The sequence below is a fragment of the Psychroflexus sp. ALD_RP9 genome, assembly GCF_017311165.1.
Lineage (GTDB): Bacteria > Bacteroidota > Bacteroidia > Flavobacteriales > Flavobacteriaceae > Psychroflexus.
Window position 1 is genome coordinate 2,317,415 of the sequence record NZ_CP062973.1, and the last position, 20,086, is coordinate 2,337,500.

21 protein-coding genes and 1 rRNA gene (1 of these 22 only partly in view) are annotated in these 20,086 nt (G+C 31.1%); 12 read left to right on the plus strand and 10 right to left on the minus strand.

Annotation, left to right across the window (positions count from 1 at the left end):
* The gene (locus IMZ30_RS10885) at positions 1-561 is read right to left on the minus strand and encodes an L-threonylcarbamoyladenylate synthase (protein ID WP_207038327.1); all 561 of its coding nucleotides are present in this window, start codon (positions 559-561) and stop codon (positions 1-3) included.
* Positions 562-638: 77 nt separating this feature from the next.
* On the opposite strand from IMZ30_RS10885, the gene IMZ30_RS10890 reads away from it, so the two are divergent.
* On the plus strand, positions 639-1,709 hold the full coding sequence (locus tag IMZ30_RS10890; RefSeq protein WP_207038328.1) for a glycosyltransferase: 1,071 nt from the start codon (positions 639-641) through the stop codon (positions 1,707-1,709).
* Here the strand turns inward: IMZ30_RS10890 and IMZ30_RS10895 are convergent.
* The gene (locus IMZ30_RS10895) at positions 1,704-2,501 is read right to left on the minus strand and encodes a glycosyltransferase family 2 protein (RefSeq protein WP_207038329.1); all 798 of its coding nucleotides are present in this window, start codon (positions 2,499-2,501) and stop codon (positions 1,704-1,706) included. The genes IMZ30_RS10890 and IMZ30_RS10895 overlap by 6 nt on opposite strands.
* Before the next feature lie 112 nt (positions 2,502-2,613).
* Between IMZ30_RS10895 and IMZ30_RS10900 the strand changes: the two genes are divergently transcribed.
* Positions 2,614-3,369, plus strand: coding sequence for a Kdo domain containing protein (locus tag IMZ30_RS10900; RefSeq protein WP_207038330.1), 756 nt, complete (start codon positions 2,614-2,616; stop codon positions 3,367-3,369).
* Here the strand turns inward: IMZ30_RS10900 and IMZ30_RS10905 are convergent.
* From IMZ30_RS10905 to IMZ30_RS10915, 3 genes are all read right to left on the minus strand, one after another.
* Positions 3,366-4,151 carry a glycosyltransferase family 2 protein gene (locus IMZ30_RS10905; RefSeq protein ID WP_207038331.1) on the minus strand — a complete coding sequence of 262 codons (786 nt, stop codon included), beginning with the start codon at positions 4,149-4,151 and terminating at the stop codon, positions 3,366-3,368. The genes IMZ30_RS10900 and IMZ30_RS10905 overlap by 4 nt on opposite strands.
* Before the next feature lie 151 nt (positions 4,152-4,302).
* Positions 4,303-5,955, minus strand: a complete 1,653-nt coding sequence (locus IMZ30_RS10910) for an amidase family protein (RefSeq protein ID WP_207038332.1) — start codon at positions 5,953-5,955, stop codon at positions 4,303-4,305.
* A 33-nt stretch (positions 5,956-5,988) separates the two neighbouring features.
* Positions 5,989-6,222, minus strand: coding sequence for a hypothetical protein (locus IMZ30_RS10915; protein ID WP_207038333.1), 234 nt, complete (start codon positions 6,220-6,222; stop codon positions 5,989-5,991).
* 180 nt (positions 6,223-6,402) lie between these two features.
* On the opposite strand from IMZ30_RS10915, the gene IMZ30_RS10920 reads away from it, so the two are divergent.
* The 4 genes from IMZ30_RS10920 (at position 6,403) to IMZ30_RS10935 (ending at position 9,325) form a co-directional block, all read left to right on the plus strand.
* The gene (locus IMZ30_RS10920; RefSeq protein ID WP_242529660.1) at positions 6,403-6,849 is read left to right on the plus strand and encodes a VOC family protein; all 447 of its coding nucleotides are present in this window, start codon (positions 6,403-6,405) and stop codon (positions 6,847-6,849) included.
* 36 nt (positions 6,850-6,885) lie between these two features.
* Complete coding sequence (locus IMZ30_RS10925; RefSeq protein WP_207038334.1) at positions 6,886-7,260, plus strand: hypothetical protein; 375 nt, start codon at positions 6,886-6,888, stop codon at positions 7,258-7,260.
* 136 nt (positions 7,261-7,396) lie between these two features.
* Positions 7,397-8,704, plus strand: a complete 1,308-nt coding sequence (locus tag IMZ30_RS10930) for a T9SS type A sorting domain-containing protein (RefSeq protein WP_207038335.1) — start codon at positions 7,397-7,399, stop codon at positions 8,702-8,704.
* Positions 8,705-8,731: 27 nt separating this feature from the next.
* Positions 8,732-9,325, plus strand: a complete 594-nt coding sequence (locus IMZ30_RS10935; RefSeq protein ID WP_207038336.1) for a DUF1684 domain-containing protein — start codon at positions 8,732-8,734, stop codon at positions 9,323-9,325.
* Between the two features lie 52 nt (positions 9,326-9,377).
* Here the strand turns inward: IMZ30_RS10935 and IMZ30_RS10940 are convergent, their stop codons facing one another.
* Entirely contained in the window at positions 9,378-10,229 is an 852-nt protein-coding gene (locus IMZ30_RS10940; RefSeq protein WP_242529661.1) for an AraC family transcriptional regulator, read from the minus strand.
* Positions 10,230-10,392: 163 nt separating this feature from the next.
* On the opposite strand from IMZ30_RS10940, the gene IMZ30_RS10945 reads away from it, so the two are divergent.
* A complete protein-coding gene (locus IMZ30_RS10945; protein ID WP_207038338.1) occupies positions 10,393-11,892 on the plus strand; it encodes an aldehyde dehydrogenase family protein in 1,500 nt (499 codons plus the stop codon).
* A gap of 9 nt (positions 11,893-11,901) precedes the next feature.
* Positions 11,902-12,240, plus strand: a complete 339-nt coding sequence (locus IMZ30_RS10950; RefSeq protein WP_207038339.1) for a DUF779 domain-containing protein — start codon at positions 11,902-11,904, stop codon at positions 12,238-12,240.
* 251 nt (positions 12,241-12,491) lie between these two features.
* Here IMZ30_RS10950 and IMZ30_RS10955 read toward each other — a convergent pair whose 3' ends face one another.
* A complete protein-coding gene (locus tag IMZ30_RS10955) occupies positions 12,492-14,003 on the minus strand; it encodes a BCCT family transporter (RefSeq protein ID WP_207038340.1) in 1,512 nt (503 codons plus the stop codon).
* 78 nt (positions 14,004-14,081) lie between these two features.
* A complete protein-coding gene (locus IMZ30_RS10960) occupies positions 14,082-14,495 on the minus strand; it encodes a nucleoside deaminase (protein ID WP_207038341.1) in 414 nt (137 codons plus the stop codon).
* A 557-nt stretch (positions 14,496-15,052) separates the two neighbouring features.
* Between IMZ30_RS10960 and IMZ30_RS10965 the strand changes: the two genes are divergently transcribed.
* Positions 15,053-15,538: a hypothetical protein gene (locus IMZ30_RS10965; protein ID WP_207038342.1), complete on the plus strand. Its 486-nt coding sequence runs from the start codon at positions 15,053-15,055 to the stop codon at positions 15,536-15,538.
* A 72-nt stretch (positions 15,539-15,610) separates the two neighbouring features.
* Complete coding sequence (locus tag IMZ30_RS10970; protein WP_207038343.1) at positions 15,611-16,066, plus strand: 3-oxoacyl-ACP synthase; 456 nt, start codon at positions 15,611-15,613, stop codon at positions 16,064-16,066.
* A 195-nt stretch (positions 16,067-16,261) separates the two neighbouring features.
* On the opposite strand, the gene mnmE is transcribed toward IMZ30_RS10970, so the two are convergent.
* On the minus strand, positions 16,262-17,668 hold the full coding sequence (gene mnmE / locus IMZ30_RS10975; RefSeq protein WP_207038344.1) for a tRNA uridine-5-carboxymethylaminomethyl(34) synthesis GTPase MnmE: 1,407 nt from the start codon (positions 17,666-17,668) through the stop codon (positions 16,262-16,264).
* A gap of 71 nt (positions 17,669-17,739) precedes the next feature.
* Between mnmE and IMZ30_RS10980 the strand changes: the two genes are divergently transcribed.
* A complete protein-coding gene (locus IMZ30_RS10980) occupies positions 17,740-18,111 on the plus strand; it encodes a DUF4870 domain-containing protein (protein WP_242529662.1) in 372 nt (123 codons plus the stop codon).
* 49 nt (positions 18,112-18,160) lie between these two features.
* Here IMZ30_RS10980 and dnaN read toward each other — a convergent pair whose 3' ends face one another.
* Positions 18,161-19,279 (minus strand): DNA polymerase III subunit beta, encoded by a 1,119-nt coding sequence (dnaN, locus tag IMZ30_RS10985; protein ID WP_207038345.1) that lies wholly within the window; start codon positions 19,277-19,279, stop codon positions 18,161-18,163.
* A 744-nt stretch (positions 19,280-20,023) separates the two neighbouring features.
* Here dnaN and IMZ30_RS10990 point away from each other — a divergent pair.
* Positions 20,024-20,086 (plus strand): 16S ribosomal RNA (locus IMZ30_RS10990) (it continues 1,463 nt past the right edge of the window).

Here is a 20,086-nt window from a genome sequence, read left to right on the forward strand (position 1 = left end):
TTAAGGGCGAATTACTTCAATGCAACCATTTTGATGAACTTTTAATAACTGAGATGGTGCATTTGCCGTATTTGTTGATTGCAAATTTACAACATAGTCAACGCCTTTTAAAATTTCAGGCGAAATTTCGTTAAAGTCTTTTGGTGTAGGTTCGCCGCTGATATTTGCCGATGTAGAAACAATAGGTTTATCAAATTCTGAAAGTAAGGCTTGGCAAAACTCCGTTTTACAAATCCTAATAGCAACGCTGCCGTCTTCAGCGAGAAGATTTGGTACAAAATCTTTTACATGACTATAAATTATACTTGTTGGCTTTTGTGTATGATTTAAAATTTCAACTAGATTAGGCGGTAAATAAGGCACATAAGTTTTAAGCATTTCAAAATCTTTAACGAGACAAATAAGTGCTTTAGAGTTATTACGCTGTTTGAGTTGGTACACTTTTTTAACGGCTTCTGCATTTGTAGCATCACAACCAATGCCCCAAACAGTATCGGTAGGATAGAGTAGAAGTTGGCCGTTGTTTAAGGTTTTGAGCGCGTTTGTAATATCTGCTTGCATGTCTGTAATCAAATGCTTTTATGGTATTTTAATTCATGCCACAAATTTAGCATATCTTTGTTTTAAGTTTACAAATAATGAAAGTATTACATGTTTCTGGTGCGAATTCTTGGGGTGGTAATGAGCAACAGTTATTTAATTTAGTGACACATCTTAATCAGATAGACAATGCTATTTTTGGTATTGAAAATTCACCTGTTGAAAAACATGCTTCTAAAAACCAAATACCATTTTTTGCTTCTAAAACCCCAAAATTGAAGTCAATTAAAAATATTAGTCGTTTTTTTGAAGTGATTCAACAATTTAAACCCGAAGTAATTCATTTACATACAAGCTGTTCATTAACATTATGTTTTTATGCTTCAATTTATAAATCTATTAATCCTAAGGTGGTTTTCGAAAAAAAAGGAATCAGTAATAGTTCAAGTTTTTTAAGTCGACTGAAGTATAATTCGAGTTCAATTGACCATATTGTTTGTGTTTCAAACTATGTTAAACATCATTTTAAGTCGATGTTGACCAATAAAAATCAGCAGAAATTATGTGTAGTCAATGATTCGTTTGATCTTGACTTTAAGGAAGTAGATTATCATCTATCAGTAGACTCTTCAAAATTTGTTGTGGGCAATATTGCTAACCACTCAGCAGCTAAGGATCTAGACACTTTCATTGAAGTTGCTGATGAACTTATTAATAAACGCAAAAATTCTAATATACATTTTTATCAAGTTGGTAGTTTTTCAAAATTAACACCACTGCTTCAACAAAAGATAGTCGACTTAAACCTTAGTCAACATTTTTCATTTTTAGGCTCAAAAGAACATGCCTATAATTTTAATACCCTTTTTGATGTTTTTTTATTGACTTCACAACGTGAAGGAGGACCAACTTCTCTTATAGAAGCGCTTTATTTTGAAACTAATATTATTTCGACCCGAGTAGGAATTGCTGAAGAAGTAATAGAAGATGGTTTAAATGGATATTTAGTACATAAAAAAGACCACAAAAAAATGGCCGATTGTATTGAAAAACTCCAGCAATCGCCAAATATGTTTTTAAGAAAGTTATCAGAAAATAAAGCTTTAGTAGAACAAAAATTTAGTTCAGTTCGTCAAGCAAAAGCATTAAAGGAAATTTATAAATCATAAAAATTGGTCAACACCTACTTCACAGCGTTTTATTTTTAGTTTTGTAGTTTGATCTTCAATGGCTTGATTAATTTCAATATGTGATTTAGACTGTTCGTGATGAAAAATATGATAAGCAATCCCCGCAAACTTTAAGCGTTTACCTTTAATGCCAATATTGTGTAAACGTTGAATCATTTCAGAGTCATCGATGCCCCAACCTACAAGGTTTTCGTTAAAACCGTTTACTTTTATAAAATCTTGTCTCCAAAAGGACATGTTGCAGCCTCGTAATTTTCTTGATCTCTCGGAAACAGGTTTATAAAATTGCGTAAGAAACGGCATGTGAATGGTTCTGCCGCGTTTTTTAATACCTTTAGAAAAATAGTTAAAGTTGGTTTGTTGTTGAGAAAATAAGTTTACAAGATGAGATTGTTGAATATTAGCGCGAGAACCATACAAGTAGTAGCCTTCTTTTGCAAATTTCAGATGGTCTTTTATGAAGTTTTTGTGCATAATAATATCACCATCAATTTCAACAATGTAAGGGAATTGAGCTGCAGCAATCGCTTTATTCATGATTCTTGGTTTACGATTACCTTTATCTTCATGCCAAATATGAATAAGCGGTACAGGAAAATTGTCCGAAAACTTATCGATGAGTGCTTTTGTTTCTGACTTAGAGCCATCGTCAGCAATAATAACTTCATCAGGCAAAACAACCTGCTGTTTTATACTTGATAGTAGGAGCTCAAGTGCTTCAGGCCAATTATAAGTTGGTGTAACAAGACTACATTTTAAAGTTTCAGGCATGCATTAAAATTTAAACAAAAGTAACTATCTTTTTAAGTTTTTAAAATATTAGCGCCTAAGTTATCTAAAAACTCAATTTATACTATAAATTTGCCACTCTTTTATAAATTTCATGAAAGCAGTATTTTCGTCTAATTTCCAAAAACACAAAAGTTTCTTAATAGATCAAATTAAGCATTTTAATCAGCGTGGTAAAATTTTTGGTAATGGTGACCGCAATGTAATTAAACTAATAGATTTAGGTAATCAAACTTTAAATTTCAAAGCCTTTAAAGTCCCTAATTTAATCAATCAATTTGCTTATAAATTTGTTAGGAAATCTAAGGCTGAACGATCTTTTAGCTTTGCAAATATGCTTCTAAAAAAAGGTATTGGAACGCCAGAGCCTGTTGGTTATATTGAATTTTATTCCTGGTTTGGTATTTCAAAATCTTACTACATTAGCTTGCATGACGTGCCTGATTATACCTTTAGAGATTTGGTCGATACAGCTGATGTACCTCATTATGAAGACATACTTCGAGCCTTTACACGTTTTTCATTTAAGCTACATGAAAAACAAGTAGAATTTTTAGATCATTCACCTGGAAATACATTAATCTACACTTTGCCAGAAGGCGGATATGAGTTTAAACTTGTTGACTTAAACCGGATGAGATTTAGAACATTAGATTTTGATAGCCGAATGAAAAATTTAAGTAGACTAACTCCAAAGCGTGAGATGATTGAAGTCATGGCTGATGAGTATGCTAAGCTTTATAGTAAAACATATGAGGAAGTATTTACTTTATTATGGCACTACACATCAGAATTTCAAAGAAAATTTCATAAAAAACAGGCTTTAAAACGAAAGTTTAAGTCACGCTAAGTTTTTTGTAATTGCTGTTGGTGTTCATGACGCCTTTTTAATTCAGGGTAGCGGTGGTAAACGCTCAAGGCATTTAAATAACAAATAATTAATCCCTTTTTGCCATCCAAAAAACCCAACCTTATGAGGTAAGCATGTAAAAATTTATAAGCTGGCTTAATATAAAAGTGAAAGAAGTTGGGCTTCACACCTTTTATAAAAAGTTCTTTAGCTTTTAGTTTAGCATAACTTTTCATTTTAGCTTTATAACTATCATAATCAAGGTACGAGAAATGAATGAGTTGATGGCGTAATGTTTTAGTTGAACCTTTAACATTAAGTATCTCATGTACTAAGCGTTCTTTAGTGTAACGGCATTTTGACTTTTTAAATAAACGAATATTTTTATCGGTTTGCCAGCCACTAAAATGAAGCGGTTGCTGTTTAAACATAAACTTGCGCTTAAAAAAATAAGCATCTGCAGTTTCTGTTGAAGTGATTTCGGATATGACTTCTTTGGTAAGCTCAGGTGTAAGGCGTTCATCAGCATCTAAAAACAAAACCCATTCGTGCTTAGCATGGTCAAGAGCTAAATTTCTTTGATCTGTAAAATTATCAAACGCATTTTGAATAAATTTTACTTTTGGAAACTGCTGTGCTATTTCTGCTGTTTTATCATTAGAAAAAGAGTCAACAATCACAATTTCATCTACAAAGTCAAGATTATTAATGACTTCAGCAATATTATTCGCTTCATTAAGCGTTATTATTAGTCCACTTATTTTGGGTTTGTTCTTAGGCATAAAAGCGTTTAGCTTGTTAACACTACAAATAAACAAAAATTAATTTTCACAAAAGCTTAGAAGTTGTGAATTGGTTGATTTGGGATTAATAAAAATTAGAAATTTATTAAAATAGTGAAAAATAATATCTACAATCGATTAATTCAATAATTTATGGTTGAATGTTTTTTGTGTCTTCCTGTGGCGGTTTTCGATAGTTTGTAAGTTGTTCATAAAATTTAGCTAAGCTTAACAGTTTTTGTTCTTGCCCTGATTTCATGATAATAGTTAAGCCTTTAGGTTTACCTGATTTGCTGTAGCCCATCGGAATAGTAATTGCTGGGTATTTGGCAACAGCAGCTTGACCTGCATTGTAATTATTAATTGACAAAATAGCATCGAGTTGGTAATTATCAAACAATCGATCGAAATAAGTTTTTCCAGATTGAATTAAGTTTTTCCGAATAGAATCAAGTTCAATGTCATTTAAATCTTGACGAACAATACCATTTAGTCTTGCTTGTCCGTAAGGCATATGAAGAGTAGAATCTTTAGTATTGAAATTCACCACATCAGAAACACTTTTAACTTTAACAGAGTCTGAAGCAAACTGCTTAAGGTAAGCTTTGAGGTCTCGCTTCATATCGCCATTGAGTAATGCTAAAAATCCACTAAAATTCATAGGTTTTGGCTCAATGACTTCAATTTTTAAAGAATTATTTTTAAAAATATCAATAGATTGAAGATACAATGAATCTTTCATATAGGCTTTAATAGCGCCCAACCGAAGTTTAGAAGGTTCTTCAATAGTTTTCAACAAATAATCTTCAGTTTTTGTTTGGCTTCGCATCGCTGATAATAAAATACCATTATCAGAAACAGTTCTTGTAATAGGTCCAGGCGTATCTAAAGTGCTAGATATAGGTATAATTCCATTTTGACTTAATTGACCAATTGTAGGCTTAAGACCGACCAAAGATTGTTGACTAGAAGGTGATAAAATTGACCCCGAAGTTTCGGTTCCAACAGCTGCTACAGCATAATTGGCAGCAACACTTGCTGCACTTCCAGAACTTGAGCCGCCAGTATCAAAACGTCTCGGTCCGTAAGGATTCATGGTTTGGCCACCAACAGCAGAATAGCCGTTTGGACAACCATTGCACAAAAAATTTGCCCATTCACTAAGATTAACTTTTCCTAAAATAATGGCTTTACGATTTTTTAGGTTTGTCACAATCTCAGCATCTTGATGAGGTCGATTATTAATTAAGGCTATCGCGCCGGCTGTTGTTGGCATTTTAGAAGTATTGATGTTATCTTTTAATAAGATAGGCATTCCGTAAATAGGGTGAATGTTTTCATTTTTTCTTTCATCTAACATTTCAGCTTGAGCTACAGCATTAGGATTAATAGAAATAATAGCATTTAGGTTTTTATATCGATTAGTTTCATGTAAAGCAATACGGAATAAATACCATTGTGTTAATAGCTTGTAGCTTAGCTTATTATGTGAAATATGCTTTTGAATTTCTGTAATGCTATTCTCATAAATCAAAGGAAAAATTTCATGATATATGTCTTTAGTGAATCCTTTAAGCTGAGGTTCAATGATTTTTAAAAGCTCATTTTTATCTAAAATAGATGATTGTATTAATTGATAACGCAGTAAAGGATTATCATTTTGCTGACTAGAATCTATAATAGCTGATTCGTCATAAGGCTTCCAAGTGTCAAATTCAGGAAAACTTACTTTTGATGACGGATTGTTGCAGGAATTTAATCCTAGTAGAACAATAAAAATAAAAATTGGCTTGTATATTCTCATATTTTAATTTGAATAGATGTTTTAAGACTTTAGTTATCGAGTTCTATGGTTTTGCTTTAATTGCATTTTCAGTTTATTAATTTCAGTTTTTTTGTCGTTTAATTCAAGCTTAAAGTATTTTAAGCTCGTAAATAAATAAATGAGCACAAAAATATTTCTAATATCAGTTGAGATGTAATCTGTTAAAAAATTAAATTGACTTAAAATCCAAAAAATACCGAACAAAACTATTGAAGCTGTTGAAGCTATTTTAAATAACTTTTTCATTTTAGTTAAATCTTATAATTAATATATGATGATGTATAACTAACTATACAGTTTTAGTAGAATTCTAAGATACTAATTTTAATCATATTTAAGAATTTAGATTTTAGAACGCCATTTTTAGCTAAAATCTAATACAGTTAGCTTTGATTTATTTTTTTCGTACATTGAAAAACAAAAATTATGATGAAAGATGCTTCAAAAGCTAATAAAACACAACCAAAAGTAACAGGAATTGGCGGCATTTTCTTTTTTTCGGAAAACCCAGAACAAACTCGAAATTGGTATGCTGAACATTTAGGACTTGAGGTTAATCAATGGGGCTCAAGTTTCGAATTTAGAAATGCCCATAAACCTGAAGAAATTAATTATTTACAATGGAGTCCTTTTAAAAATGATAGTGATTATTTTAAACCTTCAGAAAAAGAGTTTATGATTAATTATCGCGTTCAAAATATAGAAGCTTTAGTTGAGCAGCTAAAGAGCAAAGGTGTTAGTATTCTAGATGATATTGAAAGCTTTGATTATGGTAAGTTTGTTCATATCATGGATGGTGAAGGTCGTAAAATAGAACTTTGGGAGCCGATTGACTATATTTTTACAGAAATGGAAGGAAAGACCACTAAATGATTAGATTTTGATAAATATGAATTTTTATCTGATATCATGAAGCTAAGTTTTAGTGTTCTTTTCGTTTTCTTATTGCTTACCATCAGCTGTTCTCAGAATGATGAAGATTCATCAACTGAACTATTATGTGGTGTCGATGCCGTGATTACATCAGAAGAAGATTACGATAGTATTGATACTTCAAACTACAGTATAATTGATGTTCAGCTTGACGGTGATTGTTTAAAACTTACTGTTAGTGCAAGCGGTTGTGATGGTAAATCTTGGGGAAGCTATTTTTATAGTGTTGATGCTTTTTATGCCGTATTTCCTATGAAACGTGAAGCAAAGCTCGAATTAATTAATAATGAAAATTGTTTAGCAGTTATAGAATCTATCCAAGAATTTAATTTAGCACCATTTCAAATATAAGGTCAATCTGAAGTAAATATTACAATTGATGGCTGGAATCAGCAACTCGTTTATCAATATTAAATTTTGTTATTTAGATTTCAATAGAATAATATGATTAAATTCACAGCCTTATGATACGTTCAAATCAATTATTATGAAAAAAAATTTTATTCTTTTAATATTTATTTTAGCTCTTAGCACCACCAAGGCTCAACAATGGGAAACAGTCTCTACAATGCCAGCTGGTTATGATGCCGTTCAGCTTAAAGTTGTGAATGATAATAACATGATCATTTCATCACAAATCTATAAATTGAGACGTTGGGATGGTAATCAGTGGAGTAATATAGGAGATTTTTACAACAGTTTCTCTTCTCCACGTTTTGTCTACTTTTCTGACGATGATATTTATGCAACTAAAAATGATTATTTGAATGGCGATACAACGACAAACTATAATTATATAGCTCATTGGGATGGTACAAGTTGGTCAAATGCTAATAATTTAAATGTTGCTAAAACCATTAATAATATTCATGTGGTTAGCGCCAATGAAATGTATGCTGTTGGGGAGTTTGAACTTCCAGATTACAGATGGAAACCTGTGGCAAAATACTTTAACGGGACATGGTCTGTTTTAGGTGAAGATGACCCGCAAGCAGGCGCTTATAGCACTTATTCTAATTTATGGGTTGAAGGGCCAAATGAAGTTTACTCTACCAATGGTTACAGTGATGTTTCAGACATCCGTATTAAAAAATGGGATGGAAATACTTGGGAAATATTATATAATTTTCAATTAGATGAAGCAGAACGTTTAAGTAGGACTCAAGTAAGTGATGCTGGAATAATTTATTCGTTTGGCTATGAGATAGATTCTAACGATTCTTGCTTAACAAAATGGAATGGTCAGTATTGGGAAGTTTTAGGAGACATGTCAGCTGAACTAAACTTAGATAATACAACCAGCAATAGCTTTATGTCTTATAAAATAGCTGATAATGGATACATTTACGTTGTAGGAAATAAACTACAAGACGAAGTTACAAATAACTATATGGTAGCACAATGGGATGGAAACAACTGGTCTGAAGTTGGCCAAATTAATGCACCTGAAGATGTTTCTGCATTAGATTTTTATAATGACTATATATATGTCACTTACAATAATTTAGTTAAACGTTTTCCGCTAAATACCAGTTTAAATATAGAGGCAAGTTCTAATCTAAATAAATTGAAGGTATACCCAAATCCTGCAAGTGAATACCTAAACATCGATCATTTAAATTCATCATCAGCTGAAGTTTTGATTTATACATCAAGTGGTCAACTTGTAAAGAATAAAAAAACCGATGGTTCTAATACTTTTCAAATTGATATTTCAAAACTTAAACCTGGGGTTTACTCAGTAATTGTAAATACAAAATCATTTAAAACAACTCGAAAGATTGTTGTTAAGTAATAAATTAAAAACATCAAATCAAAATACATGAGAAAAACACTGTTACTATTTTTTATAATAATTACTCAAATAGCTATATCTCAAACAACTTATCAAAATGAAATTAAAACCTTTCAAAAAGAGTTAAATAAATTTTATAGTGACCCGGAAGAATCACCTTTAGGCCTAAAGGATTTAAAGTCATTTCAAGGTCATCCTTTTTTTCCAATCAACAAAACTTATCGGGTAAATGCTCAATTAACGAAGATTAAAAATCCAAAACCTTTTAAAATGCAAACTTCGACACTTCGTAAACCAACTTATGTGCGTTATGCTTATGCAGAGTTTAAATTAAAAGGGAATAAATATAAACTTGCTTTATATAGAAAGGTAAATGAGAGTGTTAAAAATGATATTGATGACCATTTGTTTTTACCATTTACCGATTTAACAAATGGCCTTGAAACTTATGGTGGTGGTCGATATATTGATTTGAAAATTCCTGAAGGAAATGAAATTATAATCGATTTTAATAAAGCATACCAACCTTATTGTGCTTACAGTTATCGCTATTCTTGCCCTGTGCCACCTGCTGAAAATGAACTTAACTTAAGAATTGAAGCAGGCGTTCAAAATTTATAATGATATAGATAAATATAGCGTAGATCTAACACCACTTAAAGTAATTGGTAAGCTATGATTTGCTGTGTATTTTTCTGAATTGATTAGGCGATAGACCTACATTTTTTTTGAAAATACGACTAAAATAAGCTGAGCTATTAAAACCACAAGAAGCACAAATATCATTGATATTTTGTGAACTGCCTTTAATTAAGGTTTTTGCTAATTCAAGTCGCTTTTTGTTTACATAATCAACAGGTGTTTCACCAAAGTAAGATTTAAATTTTCTATAAAATGAAGAAGTACTCATATAAGCTTTATTTGCGAGGGTTTCAACGCTTAAATTTTCATTAAGATGTTCTTCTATGTATTGAATAACAAAAGACATTCTATTATTATTTTGATAGTAAGCACCTTCTTTCAAGATAATATCTTTTGCTTTAGTTTGAAGTAGCCTGATAATCAATTCATTAATCATGACATCTACTAAGGCATCTTTAACTTTATGATCATTCATAAAAGTGAGCATTAACTTATTAATCAGTTGTTGCAATTGTAAATTATTGGTTAAATGTTTAGGTTTTATATTCATATCTAAAACCGGCAATTCATCACTTTCTATTTCAATTAATTCTCTATAATGATAAGTTGCTGCTTTAACTTTTTCAACATCAATTCCTAAAGCTAAACATTGCGTTGGTTCATCTAATTTAGCATCGGGAAAATCAATAATCATTTTTTCACTTGTAGGTAATGTTACGGTTTCACCAGGTAAAAAATCAAAGCTTTGTTGGTCTAACATGTGCATATGTTTTTTTCCTTGTATCATTGAGGCAATAACGGGAAAATCGAATTGCAAATAAACTTTTTCAGCCTTTTGAAATGTCTCATATATATAGAGTTCAGCAAAATTAGTTGTATACACGCTTTTATTTTCAACGAGCGTCTCAATTTTTTGAAGCTTATGAAATGGAAGTAACATATCAATTACAAATATTAATTTGACAAAATAATGCAAATTAAAAGTAGAATAATATAATTTATTAATAAAATATTAATTCATATTTAACAAATTAAAAAACTTAATTATGAATTATACAAAACCACAATTTAAAGAAACTTATGGTAATTTTATTGGTGGAGAGTTTGTACCACCTAAAAGTGGTAAGTATTTTGAAAATACTTCTCCAACCGATGGTAAATTAATAGCAAAGTATCCTAGGTCTAATGCAGATGATGTTAATGCAGCAATTGATGCTGCTAGAGCTGCTGAAGGTGAATGGAGTAAAACTTCGGTTACAGAGCGCTCTAATTTATTAAATAAAATAGCAGATATATTAGAAGCAAATTTAGATGAGTTTGCTGCCATGGATACTTATGATAATGGTAAACCCATTCGAGAAACAACAATGGCAGACACACCTTTAGCAATAGATCATTTTCGGTATTTTGCAGGAGTTATTAGAGCACAAGAAGGCTCAGCTTCAGAGCTTAACCAAAATACAGTTTCAATGATAATTAAAGAGCCACTTGGGGTTGTTGCTCAAATAATACCGTGGAATTTTCCTCTACTTATGTTTACTTGGAAAGTTGCACCAGCATTAGCCGCAGGTAATTGTATCGTTTTAAAACCTGCAGAGCAAACACCAAGCTCAGCTACCTTATTTGCTGAAAAAGTAAAAGACATACTACCACCAGGTGTTTTAAATATCGTGCATGGTTTTGGGGCTGAAGCTGGCAAGCCCTTAGCGTCAAGTCCACGTGTTGATAAGGTTGCATTTACAGGTGAAACAACAACAGGTCAGTTGATTATGCAGTATGCTTCAAAAAATCTAAATCCGGTTACAATGGAGTTAGGAGGTAAATCTCCAAATATTTTCTTCAACTCTGTGATGGACCATGATGATGAGTTTTTAGATAAATGTGTAGAAGGCGCAGTTATGTTTGCGTTAAATCAAGGTGAAGTTTGTACATGTCCTTCAAGACTGCTTATTCAGGAAGATATTTATGAGCGTTTTATAAAACGTGTTGTTGAAAGGACTGAAGCTATTGTTCAAGGCGACCCTTACAATATGAATACCCAACTAGGCGCACAAGCTTCTGAAGACCAATTTGATAAAATTTTAAGCTATATTAAAATTGGCAAAGAAGAAGGTGCAGAAGTTTTAACTGGTGGTGAGGCATTTCAAGCTGAAGGTAATTATAAAAATGGTTATTATATTAAACCAACAATTTTAAAGGGACATAATAAAATGCGTGTTTTTCAAGAAGAAATTTTTGGCCCTGTAGTTTCTGTCTGTACATTCAAAGATGAAACTGAAGCTATCGAGATTGCTAATGATACTTTATATGGTTTAGGTGCTGGCGTATGGTCTAGAGATGGTCATCAATTATACCAAGTGCCAAGAGCGATTAAATCGGGTCGGGTATGGGTAAATTGTTACCATGATTATCCAGCTCATGCACCTTTTGGTGGATATAAAATGTCTGGTTTTGGTCGAGAAAATCATTTAATGATGCTTAGTCATTATCAACAAACAAAAAATATGCTTATTTCTTATGATAAGAAAAAGTTAGGATTCTTTTAGTCTTGATTTATGAATGTTAAGAGAGTTGAAATTACTGATAAAGCTGCTGAACTCGTAAAAAGTTTAAAAGAAAAACATGGTGAAGTGATTTTTCATCAAAGTGGTGGTTGCTGTGATGGATCTGTTCCTATGTTACTCCCTAAAGATGATTTTTATTTAGACGAGTCAGATGTTTTTATGGGACAAGTAGCTGGTGTAGATTTTTATATGAATCATGCACAGTTTGAATATTGGAAACATACACATTTAACAGTCGATGTAATTCCAGGAAGAGGTTCAAGTTTTTCTTTAGAAATACCTGAAGGATTTCGATTTAAAATTGATTCTCGCTTATTCACTAATGAATAACAAAATCATCTTGATAATTCATAATAACATTTAGTTGTGACTTAGATAAAAGTGCCTTTATAGGCACTTTTTTATTTTGTCGTAACATTAAGATATTTATAAATTAGCTAAAATTAATTATGTATAACCTTTGATTAAAAATCTATGAATAATCCAATATGTTAAATAAATAATTATAATTTATGATGTAAATGTCATTTCTAAATTACGAATTGATACTAATATCATTCTTTTTAAATGATGTTAATATTTTACTTACTCAGCTGATCGTCCTTCCTTAAACTTTTCAATAAGGAAAAGCTAACCATCACTAAAATAAGAGCAAAGGGGAATCCTGTTGAAATTGATGCTGACTGTAACGCAGTTAATCCGCCACCTACTAATAAAGCTATGGCTATTGCACCTTCCATGAAAGCCCAAAACACCTTTTGACCTTTTGGTGCATCTAATTTACCGCCCGAAGTCATTAAATCGACGACCAATGAACCACTGTCTGAAGAGGTAATAAAAAACGTACCTACTAAAACAATGCAAATAAAGGCGGTAATCTCATAGTAAGGTAAAGTTTCTAAAAGCTTAAAAAGGCCAATTGAACTATCTTGAGCAACGATAGAAGCTAGGTCTAAGCTACCGTCAAGTTGAAGATTTAGTGCAGTTCCTCCTAATACAGACATCCATAAAAACGAAAATAGCGAAGGAACAATTAAACCATAAATAGCTATTTCTTTAATACTTCGGCCCTTTGAAATACGCGCAACAAATGTACCTACAAAAGGTGACCAAGAAATCCACCATACCCAATAAAACATAGACCAATCCTTAAACCAATCGCCAGAAGTTCCATATTGATTTCTAAATAAACTCAACTCAATTAAGCCTGAAACGTAATTACCTAAACTTTCAACAAAACCATCTATTAAATTGGTCGTTTGTCCTAAAATAAAAACAAAAATGAATAAGATAATAGCAATAATTATATTAGAATTACTTAAATATTTAAGTCCTTTATTTAAACCGCTTATAACTGAAATTGTTGCAATTAAAGTAATACCAATAATAGATATAACTTGCAATAGAGTCGTGTTTTCTAAACCAAAGTACTCAGATAAACCGGTACTAAATTGTAATGCTCCAAAGCCTAGTGAAGTAGCTAAACCAAATAAAGTCGCTAAAACAGCAATAACATCAATTAAATAGCCTGGCCATGCGTTCATTTTTTGGCCAAAAAGTGGTATCAGAGTAGATTTGAGTGATAACGGCGCTCTTTTGTTAAAACTAAAATACGCCAGTGCTATACCTAAAAGCATATAAATACCCCAAACATGAAAACCATAATGAAAATAAGTATTTCGCATAGCTAGGCGAGACTTTTCTACAGCGGTGGCATTTTCTATAATCGGGTGATTGAAGTGAAGCATAGGTTCAGCCACACTAAAATAAACCAAACCAATACCCATGCCGGCTGAAAACAGCATTGCCACCCACGAAAACTTATTAAAACTTGGCTTCGCATCTTTTCCGCCTATTTTAATGTTTCCATACTTACTAAAGGCAAGATAAAGTACAAAAATCAAAAAATAGTTAATACATAAATTAATCATCCAACCAAAATGATTACTCATATAAGATTGAAAACCAGAAAATCCAACTTTGGCTTCTTCATCAAAAACAATAGTTAGCGACACAAATAGTAGCGTGATGATAGCCGAAGGAATAAATACAGGTTTTGAAATATCAAAGTACTTGTTAGTGTAATTTTTCATAAAAACTAGCTTAGGTGATCAAAGCTATTATAAATATTTATAAAGTCACCTTAAACGACTTTTTAAAGTTAATTAAGTTTAAAATAATTGAATACAAGTGTTGCGACACATACCAGAGGTAATTTCAATAGGATACCAAGCCTTACTTGCTATCTTTCGAGATTTAATATCAATTTGATGTCCAAATTGAGCAGCATCACTAATACTTGCTCCATAAATAAGATGACCAATTCCAGCCCAAATTAATGCAGACATACACATGGGGCAAGGTTCAACTGTTGAATAAAGTTTAAGTTCGATTGGAGAACTAAAAGAGAGCCGATGAATTTGTTGAATTACATTAAGTTCAGCATGTGCATGAGGACCATCGGTTGAAGTGGTATTGTATGCTTCCTGAAAATTCCCATTAGTATCTACTAAAACAGCTCCATAAGGAGTACCGCCATTTTTAGCGATAGAAATAGCTTTTTGCATCCAATCTAAATCTGTCATATAAGTTGAAGTTTATTTTTCTATTAACATTCGTCTTAAACCTTGTCTATATCAGCTTCAAATAATAATTAAAAAAGTTGAAAAACTTCTCTAAAAATAGGAAACTGTAAGTCAATCTTACTAAGATTAACAGGTTTATTATTTTTATTCAATTATTTTGGTCGTAATTAATTTTAGTATTTATAAATTTAAACATCACTACTTTTAATGTGGTTAATAAGTAGCCAAACTTAGATTCAGAGAAAAATAATAGTAATTAATACTTTAAAATTTTAACGATTAATTGGGATTTGCTATAACTAAAGCAGATAACCAATTAATTTTTGGTCCTTAAGATTAGAACCCGAGCCGCTCTTCTTACAGTAAAAATTTATAAACATTAATGGAAAATGAATTGAATCGGATAAGTTTTTAGCTTCAGATGCAGCTTCATTTGTCAATTTTATCGACAAACAATTTTGATAATCAAATGCTTGTGATAATTGATTATAAAATGAAAATGATTTTTTCTAAATTGTTGATGCGGTTTGTATCTTTACAAAAATGAAAATTATACGATGAAGTTAACTAAATTTTGTTATGTGCTATTTGTATTAAGCTTTGTTTTTAATATCTATACTACACTTGCACAAGAAAAAGAAGAAAAAATGAAAGCATTAGATTTTATGATTGGCGACTGGCTAGGTTTATCAACTCGTATAGACAAAGGTCGCGTGATCAGTTCTGAGCCTGCTTTTCAGAAAATCACTTATAAAGTTGATAAACATATCATTAGTATTGACTTGCATTCTGAAAGTTTACAGCTTCACACAGTGATCTATTATGATGAAGAAAGTCAAACGTATTACTATAATCCCTTTTACAAAAATGGTTCGGCTAAATATAAAGCTTCATATGATGATGGAAAATTTGTGGTTAAAGCTAGCGATAAGAAACGTTTCATTTTTAAATTAACGGCTGAAGGTCAGTTACAAGAATATGGTGAAATTTTTCAAAATGGCAAATGGGTAAGATATTTTGAAGATAATTTTAAAAGCTATTAACCAATATTCATAAAAGCCTTGATATCTAGATGCTTTCTTTTTTGACAATTAAAATCATTTAAACATTATTAGATGTCCTTAACTATAAAAAATCATTTATACCAACAATGCATAAATTTGACTGAACAGCGTTTAGAAAGATTACGTAAACAGGTTGTAGATATAAAAATTAATTTGGAGTCAGAAACTAAAAGTAGTGTAGGTGATAAGTATGAAACTGGACGCGCTATGCTTCAATTAGAACATGAAAAATTAAGTCGACAAATAGTTGAAGTTAATCGGTTACAACAATCACTTTATAACATTGAAATTAATAGAGAGCATTTTAAAGCTAGTTTAGGATGTCTTGTTAAAACTTCAAAAGCTAATTATTTTATATCTATAAGTTTAGGTGCGCTTGAATATAACGGCATTAAATATTATGCTATCTCTCCAAAAACCCCAATTGGTAAGCTACTGCTTGGTAAACAAGATGGTGATTCATTTATTTTTAATAATGATTTATATAAAATAACGAAGGTTTATTAATGAATTACAAAATCAATTCTAAGTGTTTCTTAGCTATTAACCAATATTTTTTAAAAATATGTTATGTAAAGAAGATTAACATATGTTGTTCATAGAAAATGTTTTTTAATTTAAAGTTTATAAAGTAAAGATAACGAATCTTGCTTAAATATGTTGTAAGATTACTTATCTCAATGAATTAAATACTTTAAGAGTTTACTTCCCGATACAGAAATTAGCAAAAATATTACCCAAAAGTTCATCGTTTGTGACTTCGCCCGTTATTTCACCAAAGTGGTATAATGCTTGACGCAAGTCAATAGCTAATAAGTCGGTTGTTAGCCCTTCATTTAAGCCTTGTTGCACATCGTTTATTTCTTTTAATGCAGCTTGTAAAGCCCCATAATGTCGAGCATTAGTAACAATTGCATCTTGCGAGTGTAAAGCACCAGTATCTACTATGTCAACTAAACTTTGTTTTAAGTCGCTAATGCCAAGATTTTGCTTAGCCGATATAAATTTTACATTAGAAAAGTAATTTAGAATGAGATTTTGTTGTGAATTACTTAAGTGATCAACTTTATTGGCTATTATAATAAAGGCTTGGTTGGGAAATTTTTGTTGAAGTTCATTAATTTCATTTTTCAAATTTTGAAGATTGATTTCAGCTTTATCCATTTCGAATAACCTTATACTATCTATTAATCTTAATACAATTTGAGATTGTTTTATTTTTTCGAAAGTACGCTGTATGCCTAAGCCTTCAATTTGATCTTGAGTTTCTCTAATTCCTGCGGTATCAATAAACCTAAACCCAATACCGTTAATGGCTATTTCATCTTCAATTGTATCTCGAGTTGTACCTGCAATGTCGCTAACAATTGCTCGTTCTTCATTAAGGAATGCATTAAGTAAAGTAGATTTTCCAACATTAGGTTCACCGACTATAGCAACTGGAATTCCTTTTTTTAAGACATTTCCAACCGCAAAGGAATCTATAAGTTGTTTAAGTATTTTTTTAATTTTAGAAATTAAATCCTTAAAATGTTGTCTATTTGCAAATTCAACATCCTCTTCAGAAAAGTCTAATTCTAATTCTATTAAAGAGGCAAAATCTAGAAGCTCTTGTCTTAAAATTTTTAGTTGGTTAGTGAATCCGCCACGCATTTGTTGCATGGCTAATTGGTGTGAGGCTGCATTGTCACTTGCAATAAGGTCGGCTACAGCTTCAGCTTGACTTAAATCCATTTTACCGTTTAAAAATGCACGCATGGTAAACTCTCCAGCATTGGCAACTCGACAACCTTTGTTGATCAATAGTTGAATAACTTCATTTAAGATGTAATGGCTTCCATGACAAGAAAATTCTACCGTAGGTTCACCTGTGTAAGAGCGTTCTCCTTTAAAAATGATAGCGAGACTTTCATCAATAATACGTTCGCCATCATATAATTCACCTAAATGAACTGTATGAGAATTTAACTGGCTTAATGCTTTCTTACTTTTAGCGTTAAAGACCTGTTCACTGATTATAATAGCTTTTGGTCCGCTTACACGAATAATACCGATAGCGCCACTTCCTGAAGGTGTTGCTAATGCAACAATTGTATCTTGTGTTGTCATGTAACAAAGGTAATTACTATTTTTTTCTATAACAGTGTAACATTTTTTAAATTTTGCGTCAAATTTATATAATGTTATATTTTATGGAAGTTTACGGAAACATAAAACGAGAAAATAGACAAACTTTAGTGTTAACACATTTATCACAATTATTAGACTTTGTAACTGGATTTGGAGGTCTTATTGTTCCATTGATTATTTGGATTACTCAACGTGATAAAATTGTAGATATGGATGAGACTGGAAAAGCTATTTTGAATTTTCAAATAACTATGATTTTATTGGGTGTTTTATCAATTCCACTTATTTTATTTGCTCTTTTAGGTTTAGTATTATTAGGCCTTGTAGTATTATTTTCTTTAGTATTTCCTATTGTGAATGCTATTAAAGCTAATAATGGCGAGGCACCATATTATCCACTATCTATTAAATTTATTTCATAAAAAAAGCAGTCAAATTTAATGACCGCTTTTTTAATAAAACTTCTTGTATTTATCGGCTAAGCATGACAGGCATAACCAACATCGTAACTTCTTCTCCGTCTTCAAGACCGTCAACAGGGGTTAAAATGCCAGCTCGATTAGGAAGACTCATTTTTAGTTGAACTTGGTCTGAGTTTAAATTGTTAAGCATTTCGACTAGAAATTTAGAGTTGAAGCCAATTTCTAAATCATCTCCCTGATAGTCACAAGTTAATCTTTCATTAGCACTATTTGAATAATCTAAATCTTCTGCAGATATTTGAAGTTCACTTCCTGCAATTTTTAATCGAATTTGGTGTGTAGTTTTATTTGAAAATATTGATACACGTTTAACTGAATTTAAAAATAGGCTTCGATCGACTATTAAAACATTAGGATTCTCTTTAGGTATAACAGCTTCATAGTTAGGGTACTTACCATCAACTAATCTGCAAATAAGTTCAATATCCTCAAACGTAAATTTAGCATTTGAATCATTGTATGAAATTACTACATCACTATCCTCGCCTGTTAAGAAATTTCTCAGTAGTTGAAGTGGTTTTTTAGGCATGATAAATTCAGCTGAATGTTCTTGAACTTTATCTTTGCGGTGATATTTAACTAATTTGTGAGCGTCTGTACCAACAAATGTTGCACCTAGTTCGTTGAGTTGAAACAAAACTCCATTCATAACTGGTCTTAAGTCGTCATTTCCTGTTGCAAATAATGTTTTGTTAATTGCAGTAGCAAGAATATCTCCCATTATTTCGGTTGTAGAGGGATCATCAAGTTCAACTTCATTTGGGTAATCTTCTGCATTTGCATAGGCAATCTCATATTTGCCGTGATCTGAACTTATTTCAACAATATTATTATTTTCAATAATAAATGTCAAAGGTTGTTCAGGGAAAGTTTTTAAAGTGTCAAGTAATAATTTAGCAGGTATAGCTACTTGGCCATTTTCAGAACTTTCAATATTTAATTTAGCAGTAATTGTAGTTTCGAGATCTGAAGCGGTAACGTATAAGTTGTCACCTTGTATATTAAATAAAAAATTATCTAATATCGGTAAAGTGTTATTATTATTAAGAACGCCACCTAGCAATTGAAGTTTTTTCAACATGTACGCACTTGATACTATAAATTTCATAATCTATAAATTTAGTTTGCAAATATATTTTATTTGGTTAAATAAGATTAAATTTTTAAATTGAATTTATACAAATTGTGTTACATTTTTAAAATTAATCTATTCTTACATCAAAATAACAGGCTTTATTGTCAATTAGACGTTTAATTGACTCTAGTAGTAAAACTCTATGGCTTAATTTTAAAAGTATAAAGAATGCTTATGATATTAGTTTTTCTGAATCATACCCATTTTATAACCTAACAATCCATATATTATGTAGAGTCAATACCGATATTATGGTATTTGAGTGAGTTATTGATCAAATAGTTTTATTGATGAATTTCGAATTAATTTTTCTAGTAAATATTTGTAGGATAATTAATTAGGGATTTATTTCCAAAAACGCGTTAAAAAAGTTTTGTTATTGTGGATAAAGGTTGTAGTTTTGCGCCCCGCAATTGAGTTGTGAAGTTCTAAATTATTTGCGGAGTAAGTTTTTAAATATTTTTTAGTTGAAAGCTTGTTATGTTAGAAAATAGTTTTACATTTGCACTCGCAAAAATAGAAATATAGGTAGATTATTGATTTGGTTTACTTGTTCAAAAGAATTTTAAAAGTTCGTTGAAATATTGGATTGACAAGTTGTAAATTTCGTAAGAGATTTATGATTAAAAATGAAGCATTAAGACTAGAAGTTAAATTTTGAGTTAAGGACTTTTTAGGTAGTTGTAATTTTAATAGGTTAAGATAAATTAAGAAACAACGATGAAGAGTTTGATCCTGGCTCAGGATGAACGCTAGCGGCAGGCTTAACACATGCAAGTC

Coding starts and splice junctions, on each gene's coding strand:
- IMZ30_RS10885 (WP_207038327.1), bottom strand. CDS start 561: ATGCAAGCAGATATTACAAACGCGCTCAAAACCTTAAACAACGGCCAA.
- IMZ30_RS10890 (WP_207038328.1), top strand. CDS start 639: ATGAAAGTATTACATGTTTCTGGTGCGAATTCTTGGGGTGGTAATGAG.
- IMZ30_RS10895 (WP_207038329.1), bottom strand. CDS start 2,501: ATGCCTGAAACTTTAAAATGTAGTCTTGTTACACCAACTTATAATTGG.
- IMZ30_RS10900 (WP_207038330.1), top strand. CDS start 2,614: ATGAAAGCAGTATTTTCGTCTAATTTCCAAAAACACAAAAGTTTCTTA.
- IMZ30_RS10905 (WP_207038331.1), bottom strand. CDS start 4,151: ATGCCTAAGAACAAACCCAAAATAAGTGGACTAATAATAACGCTTAAT.
- IMZ30_RS10910 (WP_207038332.1), bottom strand. CDS start 5,955: ATGAGAATATACAAGCCAATTTTTATTTTTATTGTTCTACTAGGATTA.
- IMZ30_RS10915 (WP_207038333.1), bottom strand. CDS start 6,222: ATGAAAAAGTTATTTAAAATAGCTTCAACAGCTTCAATAGTTTTGTTC.
- IMZ30_RS10920 (WP_242529660.1), top strand. CDS start 6,403: ATGATGAAAGATGCTTCAAAAGCTAATAAAACACAACCAAAAGTAACA.
- IMZ30_RS10925 (WP_207038334.1), top strand. CDS start 6,886: ATGAAGCTAAGTTTTAGTGTTCTTTTCGTTTTCTTATTGCTTACCATC.
- IMZ30_RS10930 (WP_207038335.1), top strand. CDS start 7,397: ATGAAAAAAAATTTTATTCTTTTAATATTTATTTTAGCTCTTAGCACC.
- IMZ30_RS10935 (WP_207038336.1), top strand. CDS start 8,732: ATGAGAAAAACACTGTTACTATTTTTTATAATAATTACTCAAATAGCT.
- IMZ30_RS10945 (WP_207038338.1), top strand. CDS start 10,393: ATGAATTATACAAAACCACAATTTAAAGAAACTTATGGTAATTTTATT.
- IMZ30_RS10950 (WP_207038339.1), top strand. CDS start 11,902: ATGAATGTTAAGAGAGTTGAAATTACTGATAAAGCTGCTGAACTCGTA.
- IMZ30_RS10955 (WP_207038340.1), bottom strand. CDS start 14,003: ATGAAAAATTACACTAACAAGTACTTTGATATTTCAAAACCTGTATTT.
- IMZ30_RS10960 (WP_207038341.1), bottom strand. CDS start 14,495: ATGACAGATTTAGATTGGATGCAAAAAGCTATTTCTATCGCTAAAAAT.
- IMZ30_RS10965 (WP_207038342.1), top strand. CDS start 15,053: ATGAAGTTAACTAAATTTTGTTATGTGCTATTTGTATTAAGCTTTGTT.
- IMZ30_RS10970 (WP_207038343.1), top strand. CDS start 15,611: ATGTCCTTAACTATAAAAAATCATTTATACCAACAATGCATAAATTTG.
- mnmE (WP_207038344.1), bottom strand. CDS start 17,668: ATGACAACACAAGATACAATTGTTGCATTAGCAACACCTTCAGGAAGT.
- IMZ30_RS10980 (WP_242529662.1), top strand. CDS start 17,740: ATGTTATATTTTATGGAAGTTTACGGAAACATAAAACGAGAAAATAGA.
- dnaN (WP_207038345.1), bottom strand. CDS start 19,279: ATGAAATTTATAGTATCAAGTGCGTACATGTTGAAAAAACTTCAATTG.